Genomic DNA, 12,687 nt, shown 5'->3' with positions numbered 1-12,687 from the left:
TGCCTCATTTGCGGACGCGCGCCTTTAAAATCAGGCGTGCTTTTCGAGCCAGTCGGAGATGACGCCTTCCAGCGCCTCGACGAGCTTTTCTTCTTCCAGTTCCTCGACAATCTCCGCCACGAAGGCGTTGACCAGCATGGCACGGGCCCTGTTTTCAGGTACGCCGCGCGCCATCAGGTAGAAGAGATGGTTACGGTCGATATCGGAAACCGTGGCGCCATGGCCGCAGATCACGTCGTCGGCAAAGATTTCCAGCTCCGGCTTCACCGAGAAATCGGCGTCGTCGGACATCAGAAGCGTGTTGCACGCCATCTTCGCATCGGTCTTCTGCGCGTCCGGGGCAACCTTGATCATGCCCTGGAACACACCGCTTGCCTTGTCGAACAGGACGTTGCGGATGATTTCCGTCGAGCTCGTATGCGGAACGTTATGGCCGAGAACCATGGTCACGTCCGTATGGGTGTCGCCACCGAGCAGGTTGACGGCACGCAGCGTGAACTCCGATCCCTCCCCCTGAACCTCGACGCGAAGCTCCTGCCGCACCAGCTTGCCGCCGGCGTTGACGATGAACAGTCGCAGCTTGGTATCGGTACCGAGCGATATGCGGATCTGACCGAGATGGGTGTCGTCAGCCCCTTGAGTCTGGAGGATGATCCAGGTGATCTCAGCGCCGTCCTGCAGCGTCAGGTCACTGATCGAGGACACGAGTGCCGCATCATCAGTCACCGCGCAGTGACGCTCGATGATCGTTGCCTTGGACCGCGCTCCGAACACCGCCGGAAACCGCGTATGGACCTGACCGGCACCGTGAACCGCCTGCAGCTCGATCGGCTGCTCGACCGCAACGTCCGCCGGTACGGAAAGCGCAAAGCCGTCACGCACGAAGCTGCCGTTGATGCGGCCGATCGCGTCGTCCTTGTCGAACGCTGCCAGCCCAGCCACAGCCGAACCATCGGCGAGCTGGTCCCTGAAGACCGAAAGCTCGACGCCATCGATCGTCGCGCGGTTGTCCGCCATGCCCTGAACGATCGACAGGACCTTAGCCCCTTCGACCAGCGGCGCGACCGGTTGAACCGATACGCCGCCGACGACCCGCTCCGGGACTGCGCGCAGCAGGTTCTTCAGATCCGTATAGTGCCAGGACTCGATCCGTCGCGTCGGCAGGCCCGACCGCTTCAGATCATCGAGAAGACGATCGCGGGTTCCCGTGACGGCACCGTTGCCCGGCAGTTCGCCAACCTGGGCCGCAAAAGCCTCGACGAGCGCCGTTTCGGCGGCCGTCAGCCGGACGGGCTGATTGATTTGCATGTTCATGCCAAATTCCTTCCCGCGTCTCAGGCTGCTCTGCCGATGATGTCCGCGTAGCCATTGGCCTCGAGTTCGAGCGCCAGCGCCTTGTCACCGGTGCGGATGATCTGGCCCTTGTAGAGAACGTGAACCGTATCCGGCACGATATAGTCGAGCAGGCGCTGGTAGTGGGTAATGACGATCGTCGCACGATCCGGCGACTTCAGCGCGTTGACGCCATCCGCCACGATCTTGAGCGCATCGATGTCGAGGCCGGAGTCGGTCTCGTCGAGCACGCAGAGCAAAGGCTCGAGCAGCGCCATCTGCAGGATTTCCGCACGCTTCTTCTCGCCACCGGAAAAACCGACATTGAGCGGACGCTTCAGCATGTCCATGTCGATCTTCAGCTCGCTGGCGGCTTCCTTGACGCGACGGATGAAGTCCGGCGTCGTCAGTTCGGCTTCGCCGCGCGCCTTGCGCTGCTCGTTCATGGCCACCTTGAGAAACTGCATCGTGGCGACGCCCGGGATCTCGACCGGATACTGGAAGGCGAGGAAAATGCCCTTGGAGGCACGTTCCGCCGGATCGAGCTCCAGAATGCTCTCACCGTTCAGAAGGACTTCGCCCTCGGTGACTTCATAGTCCGGACGGCCGGACAGGATGTAGGACAGCGTCGACTTGCCCGAGCCGTTCGGCCCCATGATGGCAGCAACTTCGCCAGCCTTCACGGTAAGGTTCAGGCCACGGATGATTTCGGTGCCGTCTTCGGCGATGCGGGCATGCAGGTTTCTGATTTCAAGCATAGGTCTATCTTTCCGGATACTCTTTAGTGACGCGCCAGGCGCGCTATTCAAATGACAGGCCGATCAGCCGACGGAGCCTTCGAGCGAAATCCCGATCAGCTTCTGAGCTTCGACCGCAAATTCCATCGGCAGCTGCTGGATGACATCCTTGACGAAGCCGTTGACGATCAGGGCGATCGCTTCTTCTTCTGGAATGCCGCGCTGCATGACGTAGAACTTCTGGTCGTCGGAGATCTTCGAGGTCGTCGCTTCGTGCTCGATCTGGCCCGACGAGTTCTTCACGTCGATGTACGGCACCGTATGCGCACCGCACTTGTCGCCGATCAGAAGCGAGTCGCAGTTGGTAAAGTTGCGGGCGTTTTCGGCCTTGCGGTGGATGGAGACCTGACCGCGATAGGTGTTCTGCGAAACGCCGGCAGAAATCCCCTTCGAGATGATGCGGCTCGACGTGTTCTTGCCGAGGTGGATCATCTTGGTGCCGCTATCGATCTGCTGGTGACCGTTCGACACGGCGATCGAGTAGAACTCGCCGCGGCTGTCGTCGCCACGCAGGATGCAGGACGGATATTTCCAGGTGATCGCCGAACCGGTCTCGACCTGGGTCCAGGAAATCTTCGAGCGGTGGCCGCGGCAGTCGCCACGCTTGGTGACGAAGTTGTAGATACCGCCCTTGCCCTGGGCATCGCCCGGGTACCAGTTCTGAACCGTCGAATACTTGATCTCGGCATCGTCGAGAGCAACGAGCTCAACCACTGCGGCATGCAGCTGGTTCTCGTCACGCTGCGGCGCCGTGCAGCCTTCGAGATAGGACACGTAAGCGCCTTCCTCGGCAATGATCAGCGTGCGTTCGAACTGGCCGGTGTTCTTCTCGTTGATACGGAAGTAGGTGGACAGTTCCATCGGGCAGCGAACGCCCTTCGGCACGAACACGAACGAACCATCGGTAAACACCGCAGCATTCAGCGTGGCGTAATAGTTGTCGGTGGCCGAAACGACGGTGCCGAGATACTGCTTGATCAGATCCGGATGTTCGCGAATGGCTTCCGAGATCGACATGAAGATCACGCCGGCCTTCTGAAGTTCCTTCTTGAAGGTCGTGACAACCGACACGGAATCGAACACCGCATCGACGGCAACGCGCGGCCTGTCGACGCCGGCAAGGATTTCCTGCTCGCGCAGCGGAATGCCAAGCTTTTCATAGACGCGCAGCAGCTCCGGATCGACTTCCTCGAGCGACTTCGGACCGGACGTGGTCTTCGGCGCAGCATAGTAATAGAGATCGTTGAAGTCGATCTTGGGATAATCGACGCGTGCCCAGGTGGGCTCTTCCATCGTCAGCCAGCGCTTGTAGGCGTCCAGACGCCATTCCAGCATCCATTCGGGCTCCTGCTTCTTGTCTGAAATGAAGCGGATGATGTCTTCCGAAAGGCCCTTGGGCGCCTTGTCCACTTCGATGATGGTTTCGAAGCCGTATTTGTACTGATCGATATCGATCCCACGGACCTGATCGATTGTTTCCTGGACAGCTGGCATGTTCATTCTCCAAATCTTGCCGGCTCAAATTCCGGCAATTCTGTCATGTCTCCGGGAGGTTCTGTTCCTCCCGTATGTAGGCGCCAAAAGGCGGTTTTCACACCTTTAGGCAAGTAGAAAGTTGCGCTCGCACAAATTAGAGCGCTGTCACGCCGCAACGCCTTGTGCCTTGCGACGGGCTGCGATTTTGGCAAAAGCCGCAACCGCTCGCGTAATGTCTTCGTCTGTCGTGTCGGGACCGAGCGAGATGCGCAGGGCACCCAGCTGTGGATCCCGGCCCATCGCCGTCAGCACATGGCTCTCGCCGACCTTGCCCGAAGAACAGGCCGAACCGGCCGAAAGTGCAATGCCTTCGATATCGAAGGCGATCTGACCCGTTTCCGCCTTCAGCCCCGGCAGCGTGAAGAAGCAGGTATTGCCGACGCGGGAAACATCCGCCCCGTGGATCATCACATCGGCAGCAGCCTTGCGCATCTCGCCTTCGAGACGATCCCGCAACGCGCCGATACCGGCATTCCGCGCATCGAGGTCTTCGCTCATCGCCGCAGCCGCCGCGCCGAAGCCGACGATCGCTTGAAAATTCTCGGTCCCCGAACGGTGACCCTTCTCCTGTCCGCCACCCCGGATCAGCGGCTTCGGCATCAGAACTTCGCCGCGCGAAATCAGGGCGCCGACGCCCTTAGGTCCGCCGATCTTGTGCGACGAGATCACCATGAAGTCGGCATCCAGCCTGACGATGTCGACCGGGATGCGACCGACGGCCTGCACCGCATCCACAACCAGAAGCCCGCGATGCCTGTGGACGATCTCTGCAGCCTCCGCCACCGGCTGGATCACGCCCGTCTCGTTATTGACCAGCATCAGCCCGACCATCGGAAGACCGAGTGAATGGTCATGCGCCGCCAACAGAGTTTCCAGCGCCGAAAGATCCGCGATGCCTGTGGGCGTCACCGGTATCTCGATCACCTGGGCAGGATCAAACCTGCCACCTTCCCGGATCGCCGGATGCTCGATCGCCGAAATATAGAGAGCGCCGATCGCGACCGGCGAACGGCCCATCCTGTAGTCAGGCGTCAGAACGTGGTTCGATGCCTCCGTCGCACCACTGGTAAAGGTAACATGCGCAGGATCTGCACCGACCAAGGCCGCAACCTGGCGCCGCGCCTTGTCGACGGCCGCGCGCGACAACCGGCCCTCACCATGCACCGACGATGCGTTGCCGGGAAGCTGGAGTGCCTCCAGCATCGCGGCACGCGCCGGCGCGCTCAAAGGCGCGGTCGCGTTCCAGTCGAGATAGGTGCGGTTCAACGCCATTGCCTGATCAGATTCCGTCCCTAATTACCGTTGGGTCTCATCTAGGGTTGCCGCAGGCCGCATTTTTCTTGAAATTCCGGCCACGCTTGCCTTAAGAGACATCGCATCGGGCGCTGCCAAGGCGGCCCCAATTTCGAATGGTTCTAAACTGGGTTTTAGAAAAGCTGAGCGGCTTCGTCAAGTCAAACTCGACGGATGAACCGTGGATAGCAACCCAGTCTGGCATCAGATCACGTTTGACCGACCGGAGTACCGATGCCCGAAGTGATTTTCAACGGCCCTGCAGGCCGCCTGGAGGGCCGCTATCAGCCTTCCAAGGAAAAGAGCGCGCCGATCGCCATCATCCTGCATCCGCACCCGCAGTTCGGCGGCACGATGAACAACCAGATCGTATACCAGCTCTTCTATATGTTCCAGAAGCGCGGTTTCACGACGCTCCGCTTCAACTTCCGTTCGATCGGACGCAGCCAGGGCGAGTTCGACCACGGCGCCGGTGAATTGTCCGACGCAGCCTCGGCACTCGACTGGGTCCAGAGCCTGCATCCAGATTCCAAGAGCTGTTGGGTCGGCGGATATTCCTTCGGCGCCTGGATCGGCATGCAGCTTCTGATGCGCCGCCCGGAAATCGAAGGCTTCATCTCCGTTGCGCCGCAGCCGAACATCTACGACTTCTCGTTCCTTGCCCCCTGCCCCTCGTCCGGCCTGATCATCAACGGCGATGCCGATAGAGTTGCGCCTGAAAAGGACGTCAACGGCCTCGTCGAGAAGCTGAAGACCCAGAAGGGCATCCTCATCACGCACAAGATCGTCGAGGGCGCGAACCACTTCTTCAACGGCCAGACCGAAACGCTGATGGGCGAATGCGAGGATTACCTCGATCGCCGCCTCAATGGCGAACTCGTCCCCGAGCCGGCTGCCAAGCGCATCCGCTAAGGCTACTGTGCATCGAAGAAACAAAAATGGCCGCGTTTGCGGCCATTTTCGTATCTTCAGTTGACCGGTCGCACATGTGCCGCACGCGGACGCCCATCGTCTGACGTCGCTTCATGAACCCGGTTACGGCCGGCCCGCTTCGCGGCATAGAGCGCCACATCCGCCTGCCGGAACATTTCGTCGAGCGCATCGGGGCTGGTGAGATTGGCGACGCCGAAACTCGCCGTGATCCTTGAGGTGGGTGGCAGACCCGCCACCGACATCGCCATCGTGCCGCCCCTCAGAGCCTGAGCCACCATCAGCGCAACGTCCATCGGCGTGTTGGGAAGGAACACGGAGAACTCTTCGCCGCCCATCCGGCCGACGATTGCTTCTTTTGGCGCGCACGAGGAAAGCAAGGTCCCAAAACTCTGGATCACCATATCCCCGGCATGATGCCCATAGGTGTCATTGATGGTCTTGAACCTGTCGAGGTCGCATAAAACCACCGCATGCGGTCCTTTTGGAAACGTCGCGATTGCGGATCTCACCCGGCGCTCGAAGCCGCGCCGGTTTGCAAGGCCCGACAGAGCGTCGCTTTCCGACACGCTGCGTTCATCCGCCATGATTTCGAGCACCAGTACCGACAGCAGTGTCAGGCCGACCGCGACCATCAGAACGGCCGTCAGGCTCTGGGAGATCAGCGCATAGTCGGTGCGGATATAATCTGTCGCGACGGACCCGGCACCAACGGCGATCGCAAGTACGGCCTTCGCGATGAAGTGTACCCCTGTGACCGCAAGGAGCGCGCACACGACCTTGTCGATCAGCAGTTGCCGGTTCGAGCGCAACAAAGCCTGCAGAACCACGCCGGCGCTTGCGAGGATAACCAGGGCAAACGGAGTCTGGTAGGAAAATGCGTGAAGCGGCGTGCCGGGCCGCAGATCATAGACGAAGACGTTTCCGAAGGAGCTGACGGCGAACATCAATCCGGCAAGTCGACGGTTGATGCGAACGTCATAGAGACTGCCAATGCCGAAAAGCAGGAAAATCATGCCACCGAGAACGGTTGCAAAAGCTCCGATCGCCCAGGGACGCGGAAAGGGCAGATAGGCGACGGCAATCTCGCAAACAGCGGCCAGTGAAGCGACGCCGAAACCGGCCCCGAACCAAAGCGCGGCAACGCGCGACCGACTGCGGGTGGAAACAACCGCAAACACGATACAGAAACATATCGCGACGACGAAATTCACCCCCAGGAAAAAAACTGCCCCGTTCATCAACCCAACAATGCATTTAGAAAATAAGGAATGCCGCAGTCCTGCCTTCACCTTAGTGGCTTGGCAGAAAACAAAAGATTAATGAACCATGACGGCGAGTCACAGATAAGTGCAAGCGCATTTCGCTGCATTTTTGGAGTGATAAACCACCAAAACAGTGCTAGACGCCGGCTCTCAAGACAAAAAACGCATCCACAGAGAAGTAAGATGTCCAGGTTCAAGTCCGATTTCCTCCACACGCTCGATGAGCGTGGCTTCATTCACCAGATTTCCGACGAATCGGGTCTCGACGAACTGTTCGCCAAGGAAACCGTGACGGCCTATATCGGCTTTGATCCGACGGCACCAAGCCTCCATGCGGGCGGTCTCATCCAGATCATGATGCTGCACTGGATGCAGCAGACCGGCCACCGGCCGATCTCCCTGATGGGCGGCGGCACCGGCATGGTCGGCGATCCATCCTTCAAGGATGACGCGCGCCAGTTGATGACGATCGACACGATCGAAAGCAATATCGCCTCCATCAAGCGCGTCTTTTCCAACTACCTGAGCTACGGCGAAGGTCAGGAGGACGCGCTGATGATCAACAACGGCGACTGGCTGCGCGATCTCAACTACCTCGAATTCCTGCGCGATGTAGGCCGTCATTTCTCGGTCAACCGCATGCTGTCCTTCGACAGCGTCAAGACGCGCCTCGACCGCGAGCAGTCGCTATCCTTCCTCGAATTCAACTACATGATCCTTCAGGCCTATGATTTCGTGGAGCTCAACCAGCGCTACGGTTGCCGCCTGCAGATGGGCGGCTCCGACCAATGGGGCAATATCGTCAACGGGATCGACCTTGGTCACCGCATGGGGACACCGCAGCTCTACGCTCTCACCTCGCCGCTTCTGACGACGTCGTCGGGTGCCAAGATGGGCAAGTCCATGAACGGCGCGGTCTGGCTCAACCCGGACATGCTGTCGGCCTATGACTTCTGGCAGTACTGGCGCAACACCGAGGACGCGGACGTCTCGCGCTTCCTGAAGCTCTACACCACGCTGCCCATGGACGAGATTGCCCGCCTCTCAGCACTTGCCGGTTCGGAAATCAACGAGGTCAAGAAGATCCTCGCGACGGAAGTCACCGCCATGCTGCACGGCCGCGACAATGCCGAACAAGCGGCTGAAACCGCCCGCAAGACGTTCGAGGAAGGTGCGCTCGCCGACAACCTGCCGTCGATCGACGTCGCATCGTCGGAACTGGAGGCTGGTCTTGGCCTCCTGGCACTGATCGTCAAGGCAGGCCTTGCAGCCTCCAACGGCGAAGCTCGCAGGCATATTCAGGGTGGCGCCGTGCGCATCAACGATACGGCGGTCTCGGACGAACGCGCCGTCATCGGCACCGGCGACGTCACGGCCGATGGCGTGATCAAGCTGTCTCTCGGCAAGAAGAAGCATATCCTCGTCCGCCCGGCCTGAGTGCCAGCGGTCTGCAGAACAGTGAGAAGGCCTCGTTCGCGGGGCCTTTTTTTATTGGAACTCGAAGATCTGCCGGAACACGCCGGGCGCGATGATCGACAGCGGATTGATCGTCAGTTTCGGCTTGTCGAAGACGCCTTCGAGCTTGAAGGTGATGCCGATCAGTCCACGGTCTCGTCCGTTGCCGAGGATGGCACCGATCAGGGGAAGCTCGCCGAAAAGCCGGTTGATTCCATAGGCCGGCATGAAGGTGCCGGTCATGTCCATGCTGCCGCGGGCGTCGCGCAGCATGCCCTGGAATGTCGCGCCAATCTGCTCGCCACGTACGATGCCGTTGGCAACAGAGAGCGCTCCGTTCCGGTAGACGAGCGAGGCAAAACCGCGCTGGAAGCGCGCGGCGTTGAGATCGATTTCCTTCTTGACCGCCTTGCTGAGGCTTTCCCCATCCCGGCCCACAGGGGTCGATACCAGCGATTGCAGGCGCTGCTCGTCCACCAAAGCGAAGCTTCGGATGTCGACATTGCCGGCCCAGTCGGACCCTTGCGATCGCAGCCGCAAATTGAGAAGACCGCCCCGCATGTTGTTGTAGATATTGGCAAACCGCACGATGGCGCCGGCGTCGCCGCTGGTCATCGAGATCGTGTTGCCCTTCGTTATGTCGCTGACAACGGCCTGCCCGCTTTCCGTTACGGCGGAAAGGTCGGCCGAGGCAATGTCGCCATCGCGTATCGCAAACAACAGAGTGACGTTCGACAAGGCCTCGTCGTTGAAGCCGACCATGCGATCGAGCTTGGCACGGATCGTCGCGCCACCGCTGCTCTTGGCAGAGGAACCCGACCCACTTGTGCCCGGCGTAGCCGAGCGAAGTTTGGTAATGATAGGCCTTATATCGGCAGAGGATCCGCCGATCGACACATCGAAGACACCCTTCGACTGCTTCACCGCAACGCTGAAATTATCGGACGGCGACAGGCGGGCGCTCGAAAACTCCGCCGACGCGAGGCTACCATTGGTGAGGACGATATTGCCCTGCGCGCCAAACCCGTCGCCCACCAGTTCGAAGTTCTTGAGCTCTGTCCGCTGGAGGCCCTCCCCGGCAATCTCGAACTGCGCCTTGGCACCGACGCCGTTGCCCTTCGTCCAGCCGATGCCCGGGATCGAGAGCGCAGAGCGCGTCAGATCGAGGCTGACGCCTTGCCTGGTATCATCGAGCCTGGTCAGTTCCACGCTGATCGTGCCCTGGACGATCTCCGAGAGACCGGGCACCAGTTTGTCCCGCTGGCTGTCGCTGAGGACTGCCTTGATGACCTGTTCACGCTTGACAGTCGACGCGCTGTCGATCGGCTGCACGAGGGTGACGTCTGCAGGCACCTCGTCGATCGCAGCCTTCGCGCTCAGTCTGGCGGCCTGCGGATCGATATCGAGCGTGCCGTCGATATTGGAAATCTTGCGACCGGACACCGGCGTCGCCAGCGCAACGTCGCGCAGGTCCGCATGCGCATTCCAGACCGGCTTCGGCGGATTCTGGTCATTGACCAGACCAAACTGCGCCTTCACATCCACCCTGGCAGTGCCGGAAAAATCCGATGGCTTGAACTCTGTGTTTTTGAGGCCGTTGATGGGCTTGAAACTCGTGAGTTCCGCGATGGCATCTGCCGGCCCGCTCAGTTTCAGCGCGATATCGGCCATCAGAGGCTTCGCGTAGGTCGATGGGATCGAGAAGCGCCCTCCCTCAACCTTGACCGCGCGCCCCGACGGAAAAAACGAACCCGCCTGCGTGATGTCGACCTGCATCGCTTCGCCCTTCAGGTCGAAACGGCCGTAGATGTCGCGAAGCGGCGGGATGTCGGCGGGCAGGTTGACGCGCCCGTCGGCAAGGTCGAAACTGATCTGCAGTTCGTTGCGGTTGAGATCGAGCGGAACGCCCGGTCCCTTCATGCGTCCTGCCGGAATGAAGACGGCGATGGAGCCGTTGCTCAGCGTTCCCCCGAACATGTTTCCCATCACCCAGTCGCGTGCCTTGCGGGCCATCCAGAAGGGCCAGAGCTGCTTGATTGCAGTCACCTGCATCTGTGGCAACTGACCGCCGAAGCTGATTTCCGGAGACTGCGTGCCGAAGCGCACTTTCAGCGCAGCGGCCATCCGCCCAAGCGGACTGGACATCGCCATCTCGTCGAACTGCAACTCGCGATCGGCCGAGAGATAGCGTCCGACGGCTTTCAGATCGAACTGTGCCGGTTCTTCGGCGTTCGACGCGCCGGCTGCTGTTCCGCCGCTGACGAGGAGATCGAGGCCGAACCCCGGCCGGTGGTCTGCCGGATCGACCCTGTTGAGATCGACGACCGCGCCGGTGAACGGAAGGACAGTCGGGCCAAAACGCGCTTCCGATCTCTGGATTTCGATCGCGTCCTTGGTGAAATCATAGGCGACATCGATATCCGCGCCGCTGAAGGGCTGCTCGATACTGTCGAAATAGAACCGTCCGGGCGACTGCTTGAGCTTTGCGGTGATGACCGGAACAGTGGTCTCGCGCGAACGGGTTGCAGCAAGTTCAAGATCGACGGCACTGTCCAGCCCTTCGCGCGGCATCCCGGCTGCATCCCGATGCAACAGGAAGGACGTCACGTCCAGCCCCATGAGCTTTGCGGAAAGTCCGGTCGTCACGCCTTCGATAGTCTGGGATCCTGCCACCAGCGTTGCCTGGCGGTCGTTAAGGCTGACGATCCCCCTGATATCGATCTCGCCCTCGATGTTGCGCTGCATATTGAGCTCGTTGACGACGAACATCAGCGGCTTCTGGCCAGGGGCAGACGGCAGCACGATTTCGATGCCGGCAATCCTAACGAAAGCGGTGCCGGTACGCTCGATCAGGCCGCGCACTTCATCAAGGCGCTGGAACGCCTGCTCGAGCAGCTTCGGCATCGCATCGACGCGAACCTGCGACAGCGCCATAGGGTCGCCTGCCGGCAACTGCGCCGTCTCCAGCCGAATGCCTTGCGCGGAAATGTTGTTGATGGAAACGCGACCACCGAGAAGCTTCATCGGATCGATCGCCATCCGCAGCGCTTCGGCACGGCTCAGCCGCTGACCGCTCGCTTGCTCGACGATATCCACGTCGCGCGCCTCGATCGCGATCCGCATCACCGAATCAAACCGGATCGCCGTCGAACCGACCGAAGCGACATAACGGGGCCCGATCGCGTTGTTGAGGGCCGACTGGGCCCGCGCCGTCAGCGCGCCGTCGACGACGCCGCTCTCGATGGCGACAATCGCAGTTCCGGCAGCAGCCAGAATCAGCATCGTAAACAGCAAAAAGGTCTTGCCCACGCGGCGCATGCGCGATCTGCGCGGTGGGCAGTGTACGATAATGGGATCTTCCGCCTGTGCAGAGGGAAGTTCGTGCAGCGGAACCATATCCTTGCGGTTGAAGCTGACCTTTTCGCCGCGAATTTCCGCCATCAGGCTGACATTACCTTCTCAAGACCCGCTGCAGCCTGACTAGACGCAACGGGCACCAATAGACTACCGATGGGCCGACAATTGCTCAAGATCCCGGCGAAAGAAAGGAAATTCATGTCTGAATTGGCCATTGGCGACATCGCCCCACAGTTCGATATTCCCCGCGACGGCGGTGGTACCGTCTCGCTGCAGACGTTCGCCGGCAAGCCGGTCGTTCTCTACTTCTATCCAAAGGACGATACGAGCGGCTGCACCACCGAAGCGCTGGCGTTCACCGCCCTCCTCCCCGAGTTCGAAAAAGCCGGCGCCGCCGTCATCGGCGTGTCCCCGGACACGGTGAAGAAGCACGACAAGTTCGTCGAGAAGCATGCGCTCGCAGTGATCCTCGGATCGGACGAGGATACCGCCGTCGCAAACCTCTACAGCGTCTGGAAGGAAAAGAGCATGTACGGGCGCAAGTACATGGGAATCGACCGCACCACGTTCCTGATCGATGCCCATGGCCGGATCGCAAATGTCTGGCCGAAGGTAAAGGTTGCCGGTCACGCCGAAGAGGTGCTGAAAGCCGTACAGGCCCTGTAAGCCAGACACCTCCCTGTCGCATGTTGATGCGACAGGGAGGTGTCACGCCTCCTGCT

Annotated in this window: 9 protein-coding genes; 3 read left to right on the top strand and 6 right to left on the bottom strand. The window is 60.4% G+C overall.

Translation table 11 applies throughout. The features are described from left to right. Nucleotides 1–30: 30 nt before the first annotated feature. From sufD to BLW69_RS07265, 4 genes are all read right to left on the bottom strand, one after another. The gene (sufD, locus tag BLW69_RS07280; RefSeq protein WP_092660877.1) at nt 31–1,314 is read right to left on the bottom strand and encodes a Fe-S cluster assembly protein SufD; all 1,284 of its coding nucleotides are present in this window, start codon (nt 1,312–1,314) and stop codon (nt 31–33) included. Between the two features lie 20 nt (nt 1,315–1,334). Next, nucleotides 1,335–2,090 carry a Fe-S cluster assembly ATPase SufC gene (sufC, locus tag BLW69_RS07275; RefSeq protein ID WP_092660875.1) on the bottom strand — a complete coding sequence of 252 codons (756 nt, stop codon included), beginning with the start codon at nt 2,088–2,090 and terminating at the stop codon, nt 1,335–1,337. 63 nt (nt 2,091–2,153) lie between these two features. Then, nucleotides 2,154–3,623: a Fe-S cluster assembly protein SufB gene (gene sufB, locus BLW69_RS07270; RefSeq protein WP_092660873.1), complete on the bottom strand. Its 1,470-nt coding sequence runs from the start codon at nt 3,621–3,623 to the stop codon at nt 2,154–2,156. A gap of 147 nt (nt 3,624–3,770) precedes the next feature. Continuing rightward, nucleotides 3,771–4,937: a cysteine desulfurase family protein gene (locus BLW69_RS07265; RefSeq protein WP_092660871.1), complete on the bottom strand. Its 1,167-nt coding sequence runs from the start codon at nt 4,935–4,937 to the stop codon at nt 3,771–3,773. Between the two features lie 255 nt (nt 4,938–5,192). Here BLW69_RS07265 and BLW69_RS07260 point away from each other — a divergent pair, with 255 nt between their 5' ends. Beyond that, nucleotides 5,193–5,870 carry an alpha/beta hydrolase gene (locus tag BLW69_RS07260; RefSeq protein ID WP_062580802.1) on the top strand — a complete coding sequence of 226 codons (678 nt, stop codon included), beginning with the start codon at nt 5,193–5,195 and terminating at the stop codon, nt 5,868–5,870. A 56-nt stretch (nt 5,871–5,926) separates the two neighbouring features. On the opposite strand, the gene BLW69_RS07255 is transcribed toward BLW69_RS07260, so the two are convergent. Next, nucleotides 5,927–7,129: a GGDEF domain-containing protein gene (locus tag BLW69_RS07255; RefSeq protein WP_062580804.1), complete on the bottom strand. Its 1,203-nt coding sequence runs from the start codon at nt 7,127–7,129 to the stop codon at nt 5,927–5,929. Nucleotides 7,130–7,336: 207 nt separating this feature from the next. Here BLW69_RS07255 and tyrS point away from each other — a divergent pair, with 207 nt between their 5' ends. Next, nucleotides 7,337–8,590, top strand: coding sequence for a tyrosine--tRNA ligase (gene tyrS, locus BLW69_RS07250; protein WP_092660869.1), 1,254 nt, complete (start codon nt 7,337–7,339; stop codon nt 8,588–8,590). A 51-nt stretch (nt 8,591–8,641) separates the two neighbouring features. On the opposite strand, the gene BLW69_RS07245 is transcribed toward tyrS, so the two are convergent. Beyond that, nucleotides 8,642–12,049: a YhdP family protein gene (locus tag BLW69_RS07245; protein WP_092660867.1), complete on the bottom strand. Its 3,408-nt coding sequence runs from the start codon at nt 12,047–12,049 to the stop codon at nt 8,642–8,644. Between the two features lie 114 nt (nt 12,050–12,163). On the opposite strand from BLW69_RS07245, the gene bcp reads away from it, so the two are divergent. Then, on the top strand, nt 12,164–12,631 hold the full coding sequence (bcp, locus tag BLW69_RS07240; RefSeq protein WP_092660865.1) for a thioredoxin-dependent thiol peroxidase: 468 nt from the start codon (nt 12,164–12,166) through the stop codon (nt 12,629–12,631). The last annotated feature ends 56 nt before the right edge of the window (nt 12,632–12,687 follow it).

It is taken from the genome of Rhizobium sp. NFR12 (assembly GCF_900108545.1).
GTDB lineage: Bacteria > Pseudomonadota > Alphaproteobacteria > Rhizobiales > Rhizobiaceae > Neorhizobium > Neorhizobium soli.
The sequence above is the reverse complement of the archived record's forward strand: the minus strand, read 5'-3'. Positions and strand labels throughout refer to the sequence as shown.